The organism is Bacillus sp. GB_SG_008 (assembly GCF_052038115.1).
Lineage (GTDB): Bacteria > Bacillota > Bacilli > Bacillales > Bacillaceae_G > Bacillus_A > Bacillus_A rhizoplanae.
Genome location: NZ_JBPZSK010000001.1, coordinates 47548 through 69204 on the forward strand (window position 1 = coordinate 47548; position 21657 = coordinate 69204).

General features: G+C 39.2%; 17 protein-coding genes, 1 pseudogene and 1 other annotated feature. Of the genes and pseudogenes, 9 read left to right on the plus strand and 9 right to left on the minus strand.

Going from position 1 to position 21657, the window contains the following annotated elements; all coding sequences use genetic code 11:
* Window positions 1–21: 21 nt before the first annotated feature.
* The 3 genes from ACTDJC_RS00195 to ACTDJC_RS00205 all read left to right on the plus strand — a co-directional run bounded on the left by ACTDJC_RS00195 (window position 22) and on the right by ACTDJC_RS00205 (window position 4359).
* Entirely contained in the window at window positions 22–1215 is a 1194-nt protein-coding gene (locus ACTDJC_RS00195) for an MDR family MFS transporter (protein WP_440602371.1), read from the plus strand.
* Between the two features lie 50 nt (window positions 1216–1265).
* Window positions 1266–1481 (plus strand) — a binding site (T-box leader).
* 66 nt (window positions 1482–1547) lie between these two features.
* Window positions 1548–3956 (plus strand): leucine--tRNA ligase, encoded by a 2409-nt coding sequence (gene leuS / locus ACTDJC_RS00200; RefSeq protein WP_440602372.1) that lies wholly within the window; start codon window positions 1548–1550, stop codon window positions 3954–3956.
* 142 nt (window positions 3957–4098) lie between these two features.
* On the plus strand, window positions 4099–4359 hold the full coding sequence (locus tag ACTDJC_RS00205) for a hypothetical protein (protein WP_440602373.1): 261 nt from the start codon (window positions 4099–4101) through the stop codon (window positions 4357–4359).
* Window positions 4360–4620: 261 nt separating this feature from the next.
* Here the strand turns inward: ACTDJC_RS00205 and ACTDJC_RS00210 are convergent, their stop codons facing one another.
* The 4 genes from ACTDJC_RS00210 to ACTDJC_RS00225 all read right to left on the minus strand — a co-directional run bounded on the left by ACTDJC_RS00210 (window position 4621) and on the right by ACTDJC_RS00225 (window position 9300).
* Window positions 4621–5037, minus strand: a complete 417-nt coding sequence (locus ACTDJC_RS00210; RefSeq protein WP_253630643.1) for an HAD family hydrolase — start codon at window positions 5035–5037, stop codon at window positions 4621–4623.
* 129 nt (window positions 5038–5166) lie between these two features.
* Window positions 5167–6273, minus strand: a complete 1107-nt coding sequence (locus ACTDJC_RS00215) for a Ger(x)C family spore germination protein (protein WP_440602374.1) — start codon at window positions 6271–6273, stop codon at window positions 5167–5169.
* Window positions 6249–7343, minus strand: a complete 1095-nt coding sequence (locus ACTDJC_RS00220) for a GerAB/ArcD/ProY family transporter (protein WP_440602375.1) — start codon at window positions 7341–7343, stop codon at window positions 6249–6251. Before ACTDJC_RS00220 ends, ACTDJC_RS00215 begins: the two co-directional genes overlap by 25 nt.
* A gap of 16 nt (window positions 7344–7359) precedes the next feature.
* On the minus strand, window positions 7360–9300 hold the full coding sequence (locus tag ACTDJC_RS00225) for a spore germination protein (protein ID WP_440602376.1): 1941 nt from the start codon (window positions 9298–9300) through the stop codon (window positions 7360–7362).
* A gap of 274 nt (window positions 9301–9574) precedes the next feature.
* Here ACTDJC_RS00225 and ACTDJC_RS00230 point away from each other — a divergent pair, with 274 nt between their 5' ends.
* The 4 genes and pseudogenes from ACTDJC_RS00230 to ACTDJC_RS00245 form a co-directional block, all read left to right on the plus strand.
* Window positions 9575–10702, plus strand: a complete 1128-nt coding sequence (locus tag ACTDJC_RS00230; protein ID WP_440602377.1) for an alpha/beta fold hydrolase — start codon at window positions 9575–9577, stop codon at window positions 10700–10702.
* A 78-nt stretch (window positions 10703–10780) separates the two neighbouring features.
* Complete coding sequence (locus tag ACTDJC_RS00235) at window positions 10781–11086, plus strand: rhodanese-like domain-containing protein (protein ID WP_429711084.1); 306 nt, start codon at window positions 10781–10783, stop codon at window positions 11084–11086.
* Window positions 11087–11217: 131 nt separating this feature from the next.
* Window positions 11218–11439, plus strand: coding sequence for a spore germination protein (locus ACTDJC_RS00240; protein ID WP_440602378.1), 222 nt, complete (start codon window positions 11218–11220; stop codon window positions 11437–11439).
* Between the two features lie 18 nt (window positions 11440–11457).
* Window positions 11458–11664 (plus strand): annotated as a pseudogene (locus tag ACTDJC_RS00245) (hypothetical protein); the annotation flags it as partial.
* A gap of 324 nt (window positions 11665–11988) precedes the next feature.
* On the opposite strand, the gene narI reads toward ACTDJC_RS00245, so the two are convergent.
* From narI to ACTDJC_RS00270, 5 genes are all read right to left on the minus strand, one after another.
* Window positions 11989–12687, minus strand: a complete 699-nt coding sequence (gene narI, locus ACTDJC_RS00250; protein WP_440602379.1) for a respiratory nitrate reductase subunit gamma — start codon at window positions 12685–12687, stop codon at window positions 11989–11991.
* Window positions 12688–12704: 17 nt separating this feature from the next.
* A complete protein-coding gene (gene narJ, locus ACTDJC_RS00255) occupies window positions 12705–13235 on the minus strand; it encodes a nitrate reductase molybdenum cofactor assembly chaperone (RefSeq protein ID WP_440602380.1) in 531 nt (176 codons plus the stop codon).
* Window positions 13236–13254: 19 nt separating this feature from the next.
* Window positions 13255–14730, minus strand: coding sequence for a nitrate reductase subunit beta (narH, locus tag ACTDJC_RS00260; protein WP_440602381.1), 1476 nt, complete (start codon window positions 14728–14730; stop codon window positions 13255–13257).
* Window positions 14720–18403, minus strand: coding sequence for a nitrate reductase subunit alpha (locus ACTDJC_RS00265; protein WP_440602382.1), 3684 nt, complete (start codon window positions 18401–18403; stop codon window positions 14720–14722). The genes narH and ACTDJC_RS00265 overlap by 11 nt, the downstream gene beginning before the upstream one ends.
* A 203-nt stretch (window positions 18404–18606) precedes the next feature.
* On the minus strand, window positions 18607–19299 hold the full coding sequence (locus ACTDJC_RS00270) for a Crp/Fnr family transcriptional regulator (RefSeq protein WP_098306695.1): 693 nt from the start codon (window positions 19297–19299) through the stop codon (window positions 18607–18609).
* Between the two features lie 302 nt (window positions 19300–19601).
* Between ACTDJC_RS00270 and moaA the strand changes: the two genes are divergently transcribed.
* Both moaA and ACTDJC_RS00280 read left to right on the plus strand, forming a co-directional pair.
* The gene (gene moaA, locus ACTDJC_RS00275; protein ID WP_440602383.1) at window positions 19602–20615 is read left to right on the plus strand and encodes a GTP 3',8-cyclase MoaA; all 1014 of its coding nucleotides are present in this window, start codon (window positions 19602–19604) and stop codon (window positions 20613–20615) included.
* A 16-nt stretch (window positions 20616–20631) separates the two neighbouring features.
* Window positions 20632–21645 (plus strand): molybdopterin-synthase adenylyltransferase MoeB, encoded by a 1014-nt coding sequence (locus ACTDJC_RS00280; protein WP_440602384.1) that lies wholly within the window; start codon window positions 20632–20634, stop codon window positions 21643–21645.
* Window positions 21646–21657 lie beyond the last annotated feature (12 nt).

Sequence of the window (21657 nt, forward strand, 5' to 3'; positions counted from 1 at the left end):
ATAGAATAGGAGGGAAGGGGTATGCCAAGGAAAGTATGGCTATTAGTAGCCGGGATGATTATTAACGTCACGGGTGCTTCTTTTTTATGGCCTTTTAATACGATTTATTTACATGATCATTTAGGGAAGTCATTATCTGTAGCTGGAATGGTATTAATGATTAACTCTTTAACAGGAGTAATTGGTAATTTACTCGGCGGTGTTTTATTTGATAAATGGGGCGGATATAAGTCCATTTTAGTTGGTATTGTTATTACACTATTCGCGATTTTAGGACTGGTATTCTTCCACGGTTGGCCATTTTATGTTGTTTGGCTTGCGTTAATTGGATTTGGTTCTGGAATGGTCTTCCCGTCGATGTATGCGATGGTCGGAACGGTTTGGCCAGAAGGCGGACGAAGAGCATTTAATGCGATGTATGTAGGGCAAAACGTTGGAATTGCGATTGGAACAGCTTGCGGTGGTTTAGTTGCTTCTTATCGTTTTGATTATATTTTCTTAGCAAATTTTGTTTTATATTTTGTCTTCTTTTTAATTGCGTTTATTGGGTTCCGTGGTATGGAAGATAAGAAAGATAAACGTGTAGAAGGAAAAGAAAAAACGAAAAAAGGTTGGTCACTTACACCGGGATTTAAGGCGCTTCTTATTGTATGTGTAGCATATGCTTTATGCTGGGTTACATATGTACAGTGGCAAGGAGCGATTGCAACGTATATACAGGAGTTGAATATTAGTCTTCGTCAGTATAGTTTATTATGGACGATAAATGGGGCGATGATTGTTTGTGCCCAGCCATTAATAAGTATGATTATTCGAGCGATGAAGCGTTCTTTAAAACAACAGATTATGATCGGGATTGGTATTTTCGCAGTATCCTTCATTATACTGAGTCAAGCGCAGCAATTTACAATGTTCCTTGTCGCAATGGTGACATTAACAATTGGTGAATTATTTGTTTGGCCAGCTATTCCAACGATTGCGAATATCCTTGCGCCAAATGATAAGCTCGGTTTTTATCAAGGTGTTGTAAATAGTGCAGCAACTGTTGGTAAAATGTTTGGACCAGTTGTCGGTGGAGCAATCGTTGATATATATAATATGGAAGTATTGTTCATAGCGATAATGGTAATGCTTGTAGTAGCACTTATCGCAACGAGTATTTATGATAAGAGAGTACGGGTTGAAGAAACAGTAGAAGAAAAAATTGCAGTTTAGTTTGACGGAACATGTAACTTGTTTTAGAATATATTTTAAATAACTCATATGTAATAACAGTGATAAGGAGTAGTAGTAATAGAAGCTGGTTTAGAGAGTTGACGGTCGGTGCAAGTCAATCCATGTTTCGTTATGAACTCGCCTTGGAGTTGCGGTCGTGAAAGAAAGTAGCGATTTGCCGTCTATCCACGTTACGGATCTAAGCGAATGTATGTATGACATTAATTTAGGGTGGTACCGCGGGAATATAACCTCTCGTCCCTTTTCTGGGATGAGGGGTTTTTTGTATTTTTGGCGGTGAAAATATATAGAATTTGAATGGAGGGTGTTTAATGAGCTTCAATCATCAAGAAATTGAGAAGAAGTGGCAAGCGTATTGGGAAGAGAATAAAACATTCCGTACGCCAGATGAAACAGATAAACCGAAATTTTACGCACTAGATATGTTCCCATATCCATCAGGTGCAGGACTGCACGTAGGACATCCAGAAGGATATACAGCAACGGACATTTTATCTCGTATGAAACGTATGCAAGGCTATAACGTACTTCATCCAATGGGATGGGATGCGTTCGGTCTTCCAGCAGAGCAATACGCACTTGATACTGGAAACAGCCCAGCTGAATTTACAGAGAAAAACATTAACACGTTCCGCAACCAAATTAAATCATTAGGTTTCTCTTATGATTGGGATCGTGAAGTAAATACGACAGATCCAGGCTATTACAAATGGACACAATGGATCTTCCTAAAATTATTTGAAAAAGGCTTAGCTTACGTGGATGAAGTACCAGTAAACTGGTGCCCGGCACTTGGTACTGTACTTGCGAACGAAGAAGTAATTGATGGTGTGAGTGAGCGCGGCGGACATCCTGTTGAACGTCGTCCGATGAGACAATGGATGCTTAAGATTACAGCTTATGCAGATCGTTTACTTGAAGACTTAAATGAACTTGATTGGCCAGAAAGCTTAAAAGATATGCAGCGCAACTGGATCGGCCGTTCTGAAGGTGCAGAAGTACACTTCAACATCGACGGTACAGATGAGAAGTTTACAGTGTTTACAACGCGTCCTGATACACTATTTGGTGCAACTTACTGTGTACTTGCTCCAGAGCATGCGCTTGTTGCAGAAATTACAACTGCGGATCAAAAAGAAGCAGTGGAAGCGTACATTGATTCTGTAAAAGCGAAAAGTGATTTAGAGCGTACAGAGCTTGCGAAAGAAAAAACAGGCGTATTCACAGGTGCTTATGCGATTAACCCAGTAAACGGTGAGAAATTACCAATCTGGATCGCTGACTATGTGCTTGCTAGCTACGGAACAGGTGCAGTAATGGCAGTTCCAGCACACGATGAGCGTGATTACGAGTTTGCGCAAACATTCGGGCTTCCAATGAAAGAAGTTGTAGAAGGCGGAGACATTACGAAAGAAGCACATACAGGTGATGGTGCTCACGTTAACTCTGCATTCCTAGATGGATTAAATAAAGAAGAAGCAATTGCGAAAATGATTGAATGGCTTGAAGTAACAAGTGCAGGAAATCAAAAAGTAACATACCGTCTTCGTGACTGGTTATTTAGCCGTCAACGTTACTGGGGTGAGCCGATTCCAATTATCCATTGGGAAGATGGCACAATGTCAGCTGTAAAAGAAGAAGAATTACCATTAATTCTTCCAAAAACAGAGAACATTCGTCCATCTGGTACAGGTGAATCACCACTTGCAAACATTGATGAGTGGGTAAATGTTGTTGATCCAGTGACTGGTAAGAAAGGTCGCCGCGAGACAAACACAATGCCGCAATGGGCAGGCAGCTGCTGGTATTACCTACGTTATATCGATCCGAAAAACAGCGAAGCACTTGCTGATCCAGAAAAAATTAAACAATGGCTTCCAGTCGATATTTACATCGGCGGTGCAGAGCATGCGGTACTTCACTTACTATATGCACGCTTCTGGCATAAAGTATTATACGATGTAGGTGTGGTTCCAACGAAAGAGCCATTCCAACAACTATTTAACCAAGGTATGATTCTAGGTGAAAACAACGAGAAAATGAGTAAATCAAAAGGTAACGTTGTAAACCCTGATGATATCGTAGCAAGCCACGGTGCAGATACACTTCGTCTATACGAAATGTTTATGGGACCATTAGATGCTTCTATTGCTTGGTCTGAAAATGGTCTTGACGGAGCTCGTCGTTTCTTAGATCGCGTATGGCGTCTACTTGTTCAAGATAATGGTGAACTAAGCGAGAAAATTACAGATGCAGCAAACAAAAATCTTGAAAAAGCATATCATCAAACAGTGAAGAAAGTAACAGAAGACTATGCAGAACTTCGCTTTAACACTGCGATTTCTCAAATGATGATGTTTGTAAATGATGCATATAAAGCAGAAACACTTCCAAAAGAATATGTAGAAGGTTTTGTGAAATTGTTAGCACCAGTTGCACCGCACGTAGCGGAAGAGCTTTGGAGCAAGCTTGGACATAACGAAACAATCACATATGTAAGCTGGCCAACATTTGATGAGTCTAAACTTGTAGAAGATGAAGTTGAAATCGTTGTTCAAGTCATGGGCAAAGTACGTGCGAAGCTAACAATGAAAAAAGATGCATCAAAAGAAGAAATGGAACAACTTGCACTTGAGGCAATTAAAGAGCAAATTGAAGGGAAGACAGTTCGTAAAGTAATTGTTGTTCCTGGAAAACTTGTGAATATCGTAGCGAATTAATGGAAAAGAGCACCTATTTAGGTGCTCTTTTTATGTTTTGAACGGGATGGAAGAGCAGAATTTGAGTGCAGACAAACACCTATTTCTCTTTTGGCAATATGATAACATCGACACATTAAATTGTGAGGAAGAGGTGAACGAAATGAATTATAATGAACAACGACAAATGATTAGTCCATCTGGCATGGGTGGAGTTCCTACAACACAAGTAGGATATCCACATGGAGGATATCCTTATGGCTATCATCATGTGGGATATCATCCACATTATCCATATCATCATGTGGGGTATCATCCACATTATCCATATCATCATCATGGCTATCAACATGTTATTTATCATCCTCATCACCATGGTTATCATCACGGCCATCCTTATGTCACGCCATATCAAGGCATGTAAGATTAAACAACTATGGAATAGGGCGTTAGTGCCTTAAAGAAAATCTCCTTCTATGCAAGGAGATTTTTTTATTTGGGAATGATAAAGAAAAAGGGGGTGTATACATATGGGTAAAGGAAGAAGTAACAATACTGGCCAAAGACAGCCTAATTTCGATGCAAATGCTTCGAAAGGAAAGCAACCTCAGATGGGAGATTCGAAGAAGAAATAGAGAAAAGGAGCCATTTAACAGATGGCTCCTTTTCAAATGGAAATCATATATTATTTTTTTGCTTCTTGACGCTGACGCTCAATTTCCGCACGAAGTTGTGGTTCCGGTGCTTCCCATCCTTCAGGCTTTAAAATCTTGCCGTCACCTTCGCGGAAGCGTGGTTTACCGTCTGGGAATAATTTTGCCATGTTTGCATTGTTCACGATCTCAAAACCTTTATCAGGACGTACACCCATTTCTGCAAACGTTCCAAATGCAAAGTAAATTAAGTCAATTAATGCATCGTATTGATCTTCTACTGTATTTGCTTCTAAGAACTCTTCTAGTTCTTCCTGCATAAAGCTTGCACGAATTTTTGCACGCTCTTCTGTTAATTTTGTTGGAGTATCAGCAACAGGGTGACCGAATACTTCATGCATTTTCGCAACAAGTTCATATCCTTTATCTAAACCTTTTTCGTTTGTCATGTTGTTTCATCCTTTCTCGTTCTTTGCCGATTTTTATTGTAACATGATTTACGTTAGGGAGGTCTAAATTCTGTTTTTACAAAAAAGATCCTCTTTCTAATTTAACTTTAGGAAAGAGGATCAAATATTTTACTCAATAACCCCTGAATTTGTTAGATCAACTTCATACTTTACTTTCACAGGAACATCTTTGTACATTTTTTTCCATTCTTTTAATTTATAATGTCTATAGTGTTGTTTAAATCTGGCACCTAAAGCAAGGGGGTCTGTACCAAGAGATTGAAATTTTTTAATTAATTTTACTCCATCTTCATTTAAGCTCTTTTCAACGTCTTTTCGTATTTTTTCTACATTTTTTTTGTTTTCTAGGTTAGTATGCTTTGACAGCTCTTGAATGCGAGCTGTCATTTTTACATGAATGAAAAAGGAAGGCTTGCCGCCCTTTACATATACACGATAAGAAGGCGAAGAACGAATATTGTTAATGATCGTATAGCCTAATTTTGTTTTAAATTCATGTGAATCCATCTGACTTTTCTCGAGCAGCGATTTAAAAAGAAACATATCTTTTTCTTCTACTTTGCCTATATACTTACCTGTTTTGAAAAGAGCCATACTTGTAATTTTAATACTTTTATTTTTCTTTTTTAAAATAGGCATATACGTATCTTGCCCTTCACGATAATATCGAGCAGCCTGAAGGTGTAAATTATCTGTTGGTAATACACCCGTTTTCATATTATGTTCTAACATTTTTTTTATGTAGATTGCTACGTTGGCAGATGTGTTATATTTGCCTGAGAGCAGTTTTTCCCCTTCTCCATTTCCGCCACCTTCAAGGATGCCAACATATAATAAGTTACCGATAGTTACATCGCGAATAAGCGTATCAAGTATACTAGAGAGTCCTTTTTTAGCTAGTTTTTCTGTGAAAAGATTAACGCGCATTTGTCCGCTGACAAGAGGTTGTCCAGATTCTAAAGAAGTTGTTACTTTAATTTGTTTGACTGTATTCCCATACCCTTCAAGCACTTGTACTTTATTCCCTTTTCTTTGAATAGGACAAACGTAAGTCACTTTTACTCTTTTTTTATTTGAGTCTGTATCTGAGGCGACATCAAAAACAGCACCTTGAATGAGGCTAAGATCATCAACAATGTTTTTAGGTACACATGCCGTTGTAAAAAATAAGCATAAACTAAAAAGGAATACTACTTGCTTTTTGATGTTTTCCATTTCTTTTTCACCCACATTATAAGAAATAAAACCGGGATGTACACGTAAACAATCCAAAAACTTGCTTTTGAGACCTGACTAGTAAAATTATTAATATCATGTCGTTCTGTTAGAAATTGTGAAATAATGACGGTTACGAATAATAAGGAAATTAATATGTATTTTTGTTTTACGCGAAATAGTTCATGTAATCCCCTTGTTGCACCCCATAAGGGGAGGATAACACTTGTAATTACAATGAGTGCATAGCCGGAGATAGCAATATATTCTAGACGCTCAATAAAAGGAAGACGAATTACTTGTGTGATGGATAGTTGTGACCAAATTGTTTTTGATAATTGTTTTTCGCTAAAGAACGCAAAAGCAAGAATTGTACTTAGTAAATATAAAAAGTTAGAAAATAAAACAGCATATTGTGCAAATTTATGAGATTTCTCCGGGGTTTTGATAAACGGATATATCATCAAAATAATTTCGAAACTAATCATTGTATAAACAGATGCTTGAGCTGATTTTAAAATATCCCCAAAAGAATGAGAGAATATAGGTAGTAGGTTTGAAAAGTTACTGTATTTCATTGCTAAAAATAACATCATGATATATCCGCATGTAGCGACAACAGAAACAACACAAATACCAGTCATAACTCGAAAGCCAGACGAGATAATGTAATAACAAAGTATGCATAAAAAGATTGTTAATTTCCATGTAGCTGCTGTTGGGAACATCCAAACTTGAACAATTTCTACGTACGTGCGCATAACGGATATGCTAACAAGAAAGAAATATACAAGAAAGATTAGAGTGAAGGCATTTCCTATCCATTTTCCAAATATATTTTGATGCAATGTAATCAGGTTTCCGTTTACACTTTCTAATAAACGGTACAGCATCCACATAAGAATGTGAATGCCCGCACCTGCAATAATCACACCCATCCATGCATCATATCCGGCAGCTTTTGCAATAATACGTGCAAATCCAAGAACACCAACACCGAATTGAGCACTATGGATTAAGAAAAAAACAAAAATGGGAGATACTTTATAGTTTGTTTTAACTGTACTCATATGCTCTCCTCGTTTCTTACTCATCAAAATCTGTCATACGTTTTTGAAACACTTCTTTTACATAACGACCGACATGTTGTGGTCTTGCTTGAACATTGCGTGTATCTATTTTAGATAAGGGCATTCGTATGAGTGAGTCTTTTATCGACTGTTTTCGAAATGGATAAAAAAGCCCGTACGGTTTTCGAAGTGAGGATAATTGAAAAAGTCGCGTTAAAAGAAAGATAAATCCTAGCGAAATTCCTAATAGTCCCCATAATTCTGCAAGTATTAGAAATGGAAAACGAAGTAAACGAATGGCATTGCCCATTTTATAAATCGGTGTAATAAACGATGCAAGCGCAGATAAGGCGACGATAATCAATAAAATATTACTTGTTAATCCCGCTTGTACAGATGCTTGCCCAATAACGATACCGCCTACAATACCGAGTGTTTGTCCAACCTTCATTGGTAAACGTGCCCCTGCTTCACGGAGAAGGTCAATGGCTAACTCTAGAAAAATAGCCTCTATTAAAGGTGGAAATGGCACTTGTGCCCGCGATAAAATCAATGTCTCCAGCAAATCACTTGGAATCAATTCGTAGTGATAACTAAGCGCCGCTACATATAGAGGCGTTGCACAAATTGAAAAAGTAACTGCTAAAAAACGTAATAAACGGGAAAATGTTGCATAAAACCATGACACACTATAATCCTCAGGAGAGATGAAGAAATCCAGTAGAGATACAGGCGCTAATAAAACATTTGGTGAACCATCGACAAATATAGCAATTTTTCCGTCAACGAGCCCGTTGCTCACACGATCAGAGCGTTCTGTATTAATAAAGGTTGGAAAAATAGATGTATCGCCCATTAAATGGGGAATATAATAGCTATCATTAATTTGCTCATATTGAATTTTGTTCAGGAGATCTTCTAAATATGTGATGTTTTCTTCTTCTGCTAAATTACTCAAATACATCATAACGACTTTTGTTTTTGAAAATTCCCCAATCAACATTTCTTTTGTTTTTAGTTCCAGGACTGGTAAACGCTTACGAACAAGATTAATGTTTGTATCGATATCCTCTACAAATCCTTCTTGTGGCCCAATAACTGTTGATTCGTTTAATGGTATACCGGGTAATCTGTATTTCTCAATTGCGATGTTTGCAAGTAGGCATTCAGTATCATGCTCCTGCAGTTGAACAATGGCATGCCCTTTTAAGACCATTTCTTCAATTTTTTTTACGTCACTTGTAATGGTAAGGCCGCTTATTGGAACCATTTCTTTTATTTCTTCTAGTGTTGGCGCAGTATGATGTAATAAAGCAGGCATTAAATAATTTTGTAATCTCATACCATCCATTGACGCACGAAAATACGAAATCCAATAAGGCTTAGCTGGGTCTTCAGAAGTATGATAGCGAACAAAATCGCTTGATTCTTGTAATTTTTGCAGAAGTTCTTGCAGTGAATGAGCTGCTTCATGCTCTGGCTTACTAAAATCGAAAATGCCGTTTTTACTTTGCTTGGAATATTGTTGTTTTGGCTGTTGCTGGTTTGTATCAGCTTGTTGTTGTTTTGGCTGTTGCTGGTTTGTATCAGCTTGTTGTTGTTTTGGCTGTTGCTTATTTGCTTGAGCTTGTTGCTGTTCCGGCTGTTGCTTACTTGCTTGAGCTTGTTGCTGTTCTGGCTGTTGCTTACTTGCTTGAGCTTGTTGCTGTTCCGGTTGTTGCTTGTTTGCTTGAGCTTGTTGCTGTTCCGGCTGTTGCTTATTTGTTTGAGCTTGATGTTGTTTCGGCCGTTGCTTACTTGCTTGAGCTTGTTGCTGTTCCGGCTGTTGTTTACTTGCTTGAGCTTGTTGCTGTTCCGGTTGTTGCTCCGTTTGCTTAGTTTGTTGCGTGCCTTTCATTTGTTCCTTCTTTGTTGTATCTGTACTGTTCTTTTTTCTACTAAACCATTTAAAAAACATATGTATTCCCTCTTTATCCAAATAAGATAACTTTAGTCTGTGGGAATTTTTATATATTATGCACATATTTGTATTTGAAAAAAGCGAAACAAATGGCTGGGCTATGGTAGAAGGAAATCATGCCCTATCGTACGAATAAATATAATTGATTATGGTGTATGCGCGTTCTTGTAACAAAGGATATATTTGCAGCGGCTTTTTTCGCTTTGTCTTCAGTATCACACTTTGTTTGTACTAGTAGAAATGAGAAAAAGTGTTACGTAAGGAGGACGAAATGGTATTATATGTAGAAAAACAAGAATTTAGATTGAAGAAATTCACATTTGAAAACGGTGCGTCAATCCCGATTCAAATTGGTTATGAGACATACGGTACATTAAACCGTGAGAAGTCCAATGCGATTTTAGTATGTCATTATTTTAGTGCAACGAGCCATGCGGCAGGACAGTATACAGAGCATGATTCTCTTCCTGGATGGTGGGATGAATTAATTGGACCAGGAAAAGCAATCGATACAAATAAATATTTTGTTATTTGCACGGACAATTTGTGTAACGTTCAAGTGAAAAATCCGTATGTTGTGACAACCGGGCCAAAGATGATAAATCCAGAAACAGGTGCAGAGTATGGGATGACTTTTCCCGTCTTTACGTTTCTTGATATGGCTCGTATTCAATACGAATTAATACGACATATGGGGATTGCGAGGTTACATACTGTGATTGGGCCATCTGCTGGTGGGATGATTGCTCAGCAATGGGCGGTTCATTACCCGCATATGATGGAGCGAGTGATTGGCGTCATTACAAATCCGCAAAATCCAATAGTGACGGCTGTTAATGTTTTGCAAAATGCAATAGATGCCATTCAATTAGATCCAGCTTGGAATAATGGAAATTACGGAGAGAAGCAGCCCGTGAAAGGACTGCATATGGCCGCTAAAATGATGTTTATAAACGCATTTGATGCGCATTATTATGAGACGACATTTTCGCGGAGCCATACAGAATCTGCACCTTATCAAGATTTCTTTACTTTAACTTCATTTGAAGAAGAAATTCATGAAGTAACATTACAGAATATTGCATTTGTCGATGCAAATTCATGGATGTATACAGCAAAAGCAACGTTATTACATGACATTGCCCGCGGTTTTTCTTCATTAGAAGAAGCGCTTCGACAAGTAGAAGCAAGCGTCCTTATGATTCCTTGTAAGCAAGATATACTACAGCCTTCTCGTTATAATTATGAAATGGTTGAGTTATTGAGGAAGAATAGAAAATTTGCAGAAGTGTATGAGATTGAAAGTATACATGGACATATGGCAGGGGTGTTAGAGACACATTTGTTTGCTAGCAAAGTACATCAATTCATAAATCAGCGAACTTCAAATGTTCTCTAATGAGACTTGGGCACATAGCTTGTTTTCTAGCTATTGCATGCTAAAATTGAGAATGAATCGAAAGAAGGAGGCAGTTCTATGTCCGAAATTAAAACAATTATGGCACAAGAAGTACAAGAGCGTTTAGAAAAAGGGGAAACATTGTTTTTAGTAGATGTGCGTGAAGATGAAGAAGTGGAATACGGAAAAATTCCAGAAGCAGTTCATATTAAAATGGGCGATATTCCGAATAAAGTAGACTTCTTTGATAAAGAAAATGAATACATTTTTATTTGTAGATCAGGTGTGCGCAGTGAAAATGTTTGTCATTATTTAAATGAACTAGGTTATAAAACAGTAAACATGGTTGGCGGCATGATGCAGTATGAAGGCGAAATTAAATAAAGTGAAACTTCCATCAGTGGGATCTCTGCTAGGAATAATTTTTTAAAACTTGAAACGCGTCCGTTTCAAGTTTTTTTCTTTTGCATACAGTGTAGAAAGAAAGAGATATTGTTAAGGAAGGTGGTTTACGGGTGAATCCACTTATTCGAAAAATTAAAATTATAAATAATACAGGACCAATCAATATGGGGAATTGTTATGATCTTTCTCCGTTTATTGCGGTGAAGAGTTTTAGTGGAGCTGGTGGATCAAGCTCTGCTAGATTGTTAAATGGGAAGTTAACGCCAGTTACAGCACCACGAGGTAATACTGAATTTACTCCGGCGGAAATAAGTATAACAGCAGGAGTGTAATAGAAAGGTTGTATAAAAATGGGAGCTTGTATTAAGGAGTTTGTTATTATAAATAATTCTGGGAATATTTTCACAGGAGATAATTTGCGGGATACTTCGTTTGTTGCAACGAAAACATTTACCGGATCAACAGGACCAACATGTATGGATGTTGTAGTCGTTATCGGAAATACAAATGAAGTTTGTCTGAAACCTGGAGACACAATTACAACAACTATTACACGAGGTAGCACCTTGGTAAATGCTGCAAGTAGTAGCGGGATGACAGATACTTTACCGGGAGCTCAGAATAGCAGTGGGATGACCAATGCTTCACAGGGAGCTCTGAATAGCAATGGGATGACCGGTGCTTCACAGGTAGCTCAGAATAGCAGCGGGATGACCGGTGTTTCACAGGGATCTCAGAATAGCAGTGGGATGACCGGTGCTTCACAGGGAGCTCCGAATGTGGAGCGTACAGATTGTATAGTAGAATAAGAAAAAAGCATTCCGATGAAAGGAATGCTTTTCTATTTTTATAAAATATTTATTTCGTGAAAAATTCCCTAATTAAAGTTTCATTTCGTTAGACTCTATCGGTTTTCTTTTTCGATAAATAACATAGCTGCGTCGTAAATATTTCACGGGAACGCTAAAGACATGAACGAGTCTTGTAAATGGCCATGCTGCAAACAGTCCCATTGCTGCAACGATGTGAATTTTAAACCAAATTGGCACCTCCGCCATATACTCGGCTTTAGGTTGGAAAATAAAGAGGCTGCGGAACCACGGGCCAATCGTTGTTCGATAATCAAAACCGCTTGAATCGATATTTAAAAATGTAGAAGAAAGTCCTGCGAGCATTACAATGAGCAACAAGATGAGGGCAATGTAGTCTCCTTTTGTACTTGTTGCGATAATACGTTTTACGGTAAAGCGGCGATACGTTAAAATGAATAATCCAATTATAGAAGCAATACCTGCCGGAAGGCCGAAACCGATTGCCATTATATGATACGTATGTTCAGAAATGCCGAGAGAACTGTAGACGGGTTCGGGGATTAAAATTCCCATGACATGTCCGCCAATTACGAACATAATACCAAAATGAAACAATAAACTTCCGATTCGGAGCATTTTCTTCTCTAATAGTTCACTAGATTTTGATGTCCAGCCAAATTGATCGTAGTTGTATCTAAAAATATGCCCACCAATGAAAATGACTAAAATAATATATGGAAAGAGTACCCATAAAAATTGATCGATCATCTTTGCCGTACTCCTTTCTATTCTATTTCATACTGCCATGCACCAATAGCAGTAAGGATGCATCGGACAATTGGTTCGTACATATTGTTTGCGTCTTTTAATTGTTGATGCAATGCCTCGATATTGCTTGTGTATTTTTTCATAATCGGCTCACTATCTTCTTCCTCTGCATTTGCGAGAAACTCTAACATAAGTGGTAAATAATCAGGCAGTTCTTTATCCGTTACAGCGAAGCCTGCTTTTTGATAGTGTTGTTTTAATTCTAGTAGTTCAATTCCTCGTTCTCGTTGTTCACCGGTATTCATATAAGTGAGATACATATTTGTTTTTTTGCCAAAATCAAATGTATATACATATGATTCAATTAATTCATCGTTTGTTTTTTGCTTTGCTTGTTCGATAAATGTTGTAAGGGTAGTGCGAATTTCCTCATGTTCGATGCTTTGAATATCACTTTGTAAATGAGGAAGTGCTTCTCTCCATCCCTGTTCAGGATAGGAGAGAAGAAAGGAAGAACAAGAAAAAGCAGTTTGTAAACTTTGTTTCATAGTTGTTACCTCCTTTATTTTAAGAGATTGTCATACAAGAGCCGGGGCCGCCAGCAAAGGAAAGACCGCAGCTTCCTTGCTCGTTATAAAGGTCTGCCACTTGCTCACGGTGAGAAGTTGGAATGACGAAACGATCTTTATATTTCGCAATCGCAAGAAGACGGTACATATCTTCAATGTCTTCTTTTGTTAAGCTCAGTTCTGTTAATACATCTTCATTTGGTTCTTTATTTATTTGCAATGCTCTCATATGAGTACGCATGACAGCCATTTTTTTCAATGTAAGACGAATATGAGATTCATCGCCTGCAGTTAATAAGTTTGCTAAATATTGAATCGGAATACGCATATTATCAATAGCAGGGAAAATTTCTTCTGCTTGCCAGTTGCTTCCTTTTCCTTCGACCATGTTCATAATCGGGCTTAAAGGCGGGATGTACCAAACCATTGGCAATGTACGATACTCTGGATGAAGTGGAAGAGCAATTTTCCAATCGATAATCATTTTATAAATAGGTGATTGCTGAGCAGCTTTGATCCATTCTTCCGGAATACCTTGTTTCTTTGCTTCAGCGGCTATTTCTGGATCGTTTGGATCTAGGAATACGTTAAGCTGAGAATGGTATAAGTCTTTTTCATCTTCTACAGATGCTGCTTCTTTTACTTTATCAGCGTCATATAACATAACTCCGATGTAACGAATGCGTCCGACGCATGTTTCCGAACAAATTGTCGGCATACCAGCTTCAATACGCGGGAAACACATCGTACATTTTTCAGCTTTATTCGTTTGCCAGTTGAAATACACTTTTTTGTACGGACAAGAAGAGACACAAAATCTCCAAGCGCGGCATGCGTTTTGATCAACTAGGACAATTCCATCTTCATCGCGCTTATACATAGAGCCAGATGGACAAGAAGATACGCACGGCGGATTGATGCAATGTTCGCAAATACGCGGTAAGTACATCATGAACACATTTTCGAAATCCGTTTTAATTTCTTCTTCCATTTTCTTGACGTTTGGATCTTGTAAGCCTGTTACATGCCCGCCGGCTAAATCATCTTCCCAGTTTGGTCCCCATTCAATTTTATCGATAAATTCACCTGTAATGGCTGATTTTGGACGAGCAACCGGTTGGTGCTTTCGCTGCGGACTGTTTGTTAATGTTTCATAGTCGTAGTTCCAAGGCTCAAAGTAATCATCAATTGTTGGTTGATCTGGGTTATGGAAAATGTTCATGAGACGTTTCATTTTTGAACCGGATTTCAACTGAAGGTCTCCGTTCTTCAGCTCCCAGCCGCCTTTATATCTTTCTTGATCTTCCCATTGTTTTGGATAGCCAATGCCCGGTTTTGTCTCCACGTTGTTAAAGTACATGTATTCAGCACCTGGACGATTCGTCCAGGTGTTTTTGCATGTTACGCTACAAGTGTGGCAGCCGATGCATTTATCAAGATTCATTACCATTCCGACTTGTGCTTTAATCTTCAAGCCAATCTACCTCCTTCAGTTTGCGGATGACGACGTTTAAGTCGCGTTGGTTTCCGGTTGGGCCATAGTAGTTAAAGCCGTAGCTTAATTGACCGTATCCGCCAATCATATGTGTTGGTTTTACGTGAATACGCGTCGGACTATTATGTGTTCCTCCGCGGTTACTTGTTAAATTCGTACCAGGCACGTTAATGTGGCGATCTTGTGCATGATGCATAAAGGCCATTCCCCGCGGCATGCGGTGTGTTACGACAGCACGTGCAACAACGACACCGTTTCGGTTAAAGCATTCAATCCAGTCATTATCAGCAACACCGGCTTCAGCGGCGTCATCTTTATTCATCCATACTGTTGGTCCACCGCGGAACAGTGTTAACATTGGCAGTGCATCAAAGTACATACTATGAATGGACCACTTGTTATGCGGTGTTAAATAGTTCAGCGTAATTTCTTTTCCTTCTACTTCAGGGCGAGATTTACGGAACGGTTTATGCTGTAAAATTGGTTTGAACGTTGCCATTGTTTCGCCAAATTCTTTCATCATGTCGTGATCTAAGTAGAAAGATTGACGCCCTGTTATTGTTCTCCAAGGAATAAGCCGTTCTACGTTTGTTGTAAACGGTGAGTAACGGCGTCCTCCTTTTTCTGAACCACTAAAAGCAGGGGAGGTAATAACCGTTTTTGGCTGTGCTGTAATTTGTTCGAATGTGAAACATTCTTCTTCACGCTCTGCTGCTAAATCACGGAGTTGTAAGTCCGTTTGTTTTTCAAGCGCTTCCCATGCTTTTACTGCCATATGACCGTTTGTTGTTGAAGAAAGGGTTAACACAGCTTCAGCGGCATTGATTGCTTCTGTTATGTCAGGGCATCCTTTCGCGATAGAATCAGCGCGAATTACACCTAATTTACTCTTTAGTTGTTCGTATTCTTTTTCCGCAGACCAAGAGATGCCTTTTGTACCAATCGGTTGTTTTCCAACGTTTGGTCCGAGTGCAGTCATTTTGTCATATAGCGTTTTATAGTCACGTTCTACAACATGAATTTGCGGCATTGTTTTGCCTGGGATTGGCTCACATTCCCCTTTGCTCCAATCTTTAATTTGTCCGAGCGGCTGCGCTAATTCTTGCGGTGTATCGTGAAGAAGCGGCGTTGCAACCACCTCTTTCATTGGCTCAAGGTCTAACTTTTGTGCTAGATCAGAGACTGCTTTTGAAAGGGAGCAGAAAATATCCCAGTCAGAGCGTGCTTCCCACGGTGAACCGATTGCTGGGTTAAATGGATGCACGAACGGATGCATATCTGTACTGCTTAAATCATGCTTTTCATACCATGTGGAAGCAGGAAGAACGATGTCAGAGTATAGTGCTGTTCCAGCCATACGGAAATCTAAATTGATTAGTAGATCTAGCTTTCCTTCAGGTGCTTCTTCATGCCACTTTATTTCCTCTGGTCGTAATGAATCATGATCATCGTTCATTAATCCATTTGTCGTACCTAGTAAATGTTTTAAGAAATATTCGTGTCCTTTACCGGAACTTGAGATTAAATTCGCGCGCCATACGAATAAGTTGCGCGGGAAGTTATTTTTGTTATCCGGGTCTTCAATCGCAAATTTGAGCTCTTTGTCTTTTAGTTTCTGCGCAACATATTTCCCGATTTCCTCTTGGGTTGTTGCGCCACTAGCGACCGCTTCTTTATATAGCTCAATGCCATTCTTTTCGAAAGTTGGATAAGAAGGTAGCCAGCCAAGGCGAGCGGCCAACACATTGTAATCACCATGATGCTGATAACGTGAGTTGCCGACAACTGGCGATGCTAAATGTCCAACAGGTGTATCTTCATAGCGCCACTGATCTGTAACGAAATAGAAGAAGGATGTACCGTTTTGCAGTTTCGGCGGACCTTGCCAATCTTTTGCTGTTGCGATGGTTTGCCAACCTTCTGCTGGGCGTAACTTTTCTTGACCGACATAATGAGCCCAGCCGCCGCCATTTACACCTTGTGCACCAACAAGAAGAACAAGGTTTAACACAGCGCGGTAAATCGTATCAGAGTTAAACCAATGGTTAATACCAGCGCCGACAATAATCATCGAGCGTCCATTTGTATCAACTGCATTTTGAGCAAATTCACGAGCGATTTGAATAATAAGTTCTCGTTTTACACCTGTCATTTTTTCTTGCCATGCTGGCGTAAACGGAACATCTTCATCAAAGCTCTTCGGTTCTTGGCCGCCAAGACCGCGGTCTACGCCGTAGTTTGCTAATGTTAAATCATAGACAGTTGTTACGAAAAGATCTCCGTTTGGTGTTGTAATCTTTTTCACTGGAATGGTACGTTCTAATACTTCATTTCCGTCATCAGAAAAGTACGGAATTTGTACAGTTCCAATTGCATCCTCCATACCAAGTAAAGAAAGACGCGGCTCAATTTTTTCACCTGTTTGTTCATCTTCTAAACGTAAGTTCCACTTCTTCTCGTTATCCCAGCGTGATCCCATTGTACCGTGCGGCGTTGCGAAATCATGACAGTTATCGTTCCAAAGAACGGGCTTCCATTCGCCAAGCTTCGTTTCACGACCAATATCAGCCGCATTTAAGAAGCGATCTGCAACAAATTGATCTCCTTGCTGCTTTAACGTGACAAGGAATGGGAAATCTGTATATTGTTTTGCATAATTTATGAAGTAGTCCACTTGTTTGTCCACGTAAAATTCTTGTAAAATGACGTGCCCCATTGCCATTGCAAGTGCACCGTCTGTTCCTTGTTTTACACTGATCCAGTCATCAGCAAATTTTGTTGATTCGGCAAAATCAGGGCTAACAGAAACGACTTTTGTTCCTTTATAGCGCACTTCCGCTAAGAAGTGGGCATCTGGTGTCCGCGTTAGCGGTACGTTGGAGCCCCATGTCATAATGTAGCCAGCGTTGTACCAATCACTACTTTCTGGCACATCTGTTTGATCACCCCAAATTTGCGGTGAAGCTGGCGGTAAGTCAGCGTACCAATCGTAGAAGCTGAGCATCGGCCCGCCCATAAGCTGCATAAAGCGGCTTCCAGCTGCGTGGCTTAACATTGACATCGCAGGAATTGGCGAGAAGCCAACATTTCGATCTGGACCGTATTTGATTACTGTATATAATAAGGAAGCAGCAACAATCTGTAATACCTCATCCCAATTTGCACGAATAAAGCCGCCTTTTCCGCGTGCTTGCTTATATGTACGTGCTTTTTCTGGATTTTCAACAATGCTTTTCCAAGCGTCTAACGGTGATTCATGTTTTTGTAGTTCCTCTTGCCACATATTCCAAAGAACGCCGCGTACATATGGGTATTTCACACGAAGCGGACTATAAATGTACCAAGAAAAGCTTGCTCCGCGCGGGCATCCGCGTGGCTCAAAGTCTGGCATATCCGGACCAGTAGTCGGATAATTTAGCTCTTGTCCTTCCCAAGTTACAATTCCATCTTTTACGTAAATGTTCCAGCTGCAAGAACCGGTGCAGTTTACGCCATGTGTGGAGCGGATTACTTTATCATGCTGCCATCGCTTTCTATAAGCGTTTTCCCATTCGCGGTCTTCGTATGTTTCTTGTGTATGATTATCGTTATAACGATCTATTGGAGAAAAATATTTTAAACGTTGCATGAATGGTGATAGTTTCTTTTTCATACTGTTCACTCCTTTATTGCGTCTCTCTTGCTTACTTTCACTATAAGAGGGCGTGCAAAATAGAGATGTGATATCTATCACAGTTCAACAGATTGTCAAAAATTCATGAGTGTGTAAGGAAAAAATAGAGAAGGTGTGACATTTTGCACATTACAAAACATGTTTAGGATGTAGAATAAAAAAAGCAGCATCTAAATGAGATGCTACTCAATACTACAAATAGAGGTAGGGCAATCTTCACAAGCGATTGCACATTTTAAAAAGTGTAAATTATGAATGGTAATCTTTCCTTTATGAATGGAAATAATGCCTTGTTTTTTTAAATCATTTAACATGCGATTGACACTTTCCCGAGAGGTTGCACAGAAGTTTGCAAGATCTTGATTCGTTAATGGAAGATCAATGAGAATACCCTCTTCTTTTAAAATCCCGTAACTATTCGTCATGCGAATGAGAGTCGAATAGAGAGCTCCCTTTTTGCCATGCAATACTAAATCACGAAACTTCGTTTGCATTCTTCGTAAATGCTCACTAACCCACTTCATAAATTCAAACGCAAGAGCTGGTTTTTCCAGCAATGCTTTTTCTAATGCATCTCGTTTAATGACGCCGATTTCTGCATGTTCAAGCACTTTTGCATTTAACAAATATTTGGCATCCTCTGTAAATAATGTGAGTTCTCCGATAATATCATGCTGCGAACAAATGCGCAGTGTCAATTCTTGACCATCGGCACTAATTTTACTAATTTGAACTTTTCCAGAGTGAATAATGTATAGTTCTTTTGCCACCATACCTTCTTGGAAAATATAATTAGCTTTGCCCACTTTCATTTTATATTCCACAGATGCGAGCAATTCTTTTAAATCATTTGATAATGCCGTACTGTTTGCCACAGCAATCACCTTTCTTTTCAGAACAGTCTATTTCTTATTTTGAATGTAAATATAGTGCAAATGCAAGCAGTTTTTTTCCCGTGGCTAATTGTGAACAGTTTTTGAACAGAATTGTGAAGAATTTTTGAATGAGAAAATCGATGTGAGAAATATCACAACATAGATTGTTGTTCTTTTTTATGATGAAGACAAATGAAAGACAGCCAAAAAAAAGATAAAGCGCAAGAGCAAAAACACCCTAGTTTAAAAATATATTATAATAGAATGAAGGTATATAGAGACAGCAAGAAGGAGGGGTGAAGATGACTGAGAAGATTTTAGATGCATGGCAGCGTCCGCTTCAAGATTTACGCATTTCTGTTATTGATCGTTGTAATTTTCGATGCACATATTGTATGCCGGCTGAAGTGTTTGGTCCAGATTATGCGTTTTTAAAAGATGAGTTTTTGCTTACATTTGATGAGATTGAGAGATTAGCTAAACTTTTTGTTCGCATGGGCGTCAAGAAAATTCGATTAACTGGCGGCGAACCGTTACTGCGTAAAGATTTACCAAAGCTCATAGAACGTCTTGTGAAATTAGAAGGTCTAACAGATATTGGGCTAACGACGAACGGTATTCATTTAACGAAGCAAGCGAAAGCTTTAAAAGAAGCTGGTTTACAACGAGTAAACGTCAGTTTAGATGCACTAGATGATGATGTATTTCGAAGCATTAACGGCCGCAATGTAAGCACGAAGCCTATATTACGAGGAATTGAAGTAGCAAGGGCAGCCGGATTAGAAGTAAAAATCAATATGGTCGTAAAAAAAGGAATGAACGATAACCAAATCTTGAAGATGGCCGCTTATTGTAAAGAGCAGTGCATCCCTCTTCGCTTTATTGAATTTATGGATGTTGGGAGTACGAACGGCTGGAATTTTGAACAAGTGATTACGAAGAAAGAATTAATCGATATGATTGGACGTGTGTATCCAATTGAGCCGGTAGATCCGCATTATTTTGGTGAAGTGGCAAAGCGGTATCGATATGTTGAAACTGAGGCAGAAGTCGGCTTTATCACATCTGTTTCTGAATCGTTTTGTTCTTCTTGTACGAGAGCACGCATTTCAGCAGAAGGTAAGTTGTATACATGTTTATTTGCAACAGCAGGAACGGATTTACGAACGCTGCTTCGCGAGGGGATAGATGATGAGGAATTATTCCGAGTCGTACAAGATGTGTGGACTAGGCGTAGTGATCGTTATTCAGATGAACGAACGGAAGAAAGTGCAAATAACCGCCCGAAAATTGAAATGTCATATATTGGCGGATAAGAGAGAAGGGGTCAAGATGCAAGAGCGGTACTCACGGCAAATACTATTCTCAGAGATTGGTGAAACTGGCCAGCGAGATTTAGGTGAAAAACACGTATTAATCATTGGCGCTGGTGCACTTGGTACGGCAAATGCTGAGGCGCTTGTCCGGGCAGGGATTGGCAAGCTGACGATTGCGGATCGTGATTACGTCGAGTGGAGCAATTTACAAAGGCAGCAATTATATACAGAAGAAGATGCGAATCGTTATGTACCGAAAGCAGTTGCAGCGGCGCAGCATTTAAGGCGAATTAACTCTGAAGTGGATATCGAGCCAGTTGTAACAGATGTAACGGTGCAAGAAATGGAACAGCTTGTTAAGAACGTGGATGTAATAATAGATGCAACAGATAATTTCGATACGCGTCTTCTTATTAACGATATTTCACAGAAGTATAACGTTCCGTGGATATACGGTGGTTGTGTAGGCAGTTATGGTGTAACGTATACGATTATTCCAGGGAAAACACCATGTTTTCGATGTTTAATGGAGCATCCAACGAGCGGAGCAACGTGTGATACGGCGGGGATTATTCAACCAGCTGTGCAAATGGTCGTTGCTTATCAAGTTGCAGAAGCTTTAAAAATACTAGTTGGAGATTTTGAAGCATTACGAGAAACGATGGTAACATTCGATCTTTGGAACAATCAGTATATGGCATTTAAAGTAAACAGGCAGAAAAAAGAGAATTGCTTGTCTTGCGGTAAATTGCGTACATATCCAAGCTTAACATTTGAGGCACAAATGAAAACAGAAGTGCTGTGCGGTCGAAATACAGTTCAGATTCGCCCAGGCAAAAATCAGCTTCTTAACTTAGAAGAAATAGAAAAGCGCTTACAAAAGAGCGTAACGATGCAGAGGACACCGTACTTATTATCATTTCATGTAGATGAATATCGCTTTGTTTTATTCCAAGATGGGCGAGCCTTTGTTCATGGTACAAATGATATACAAGTGGCAAAGCGATTATACGCTCGTTATATAGGGTGAATCCAGGGGGAC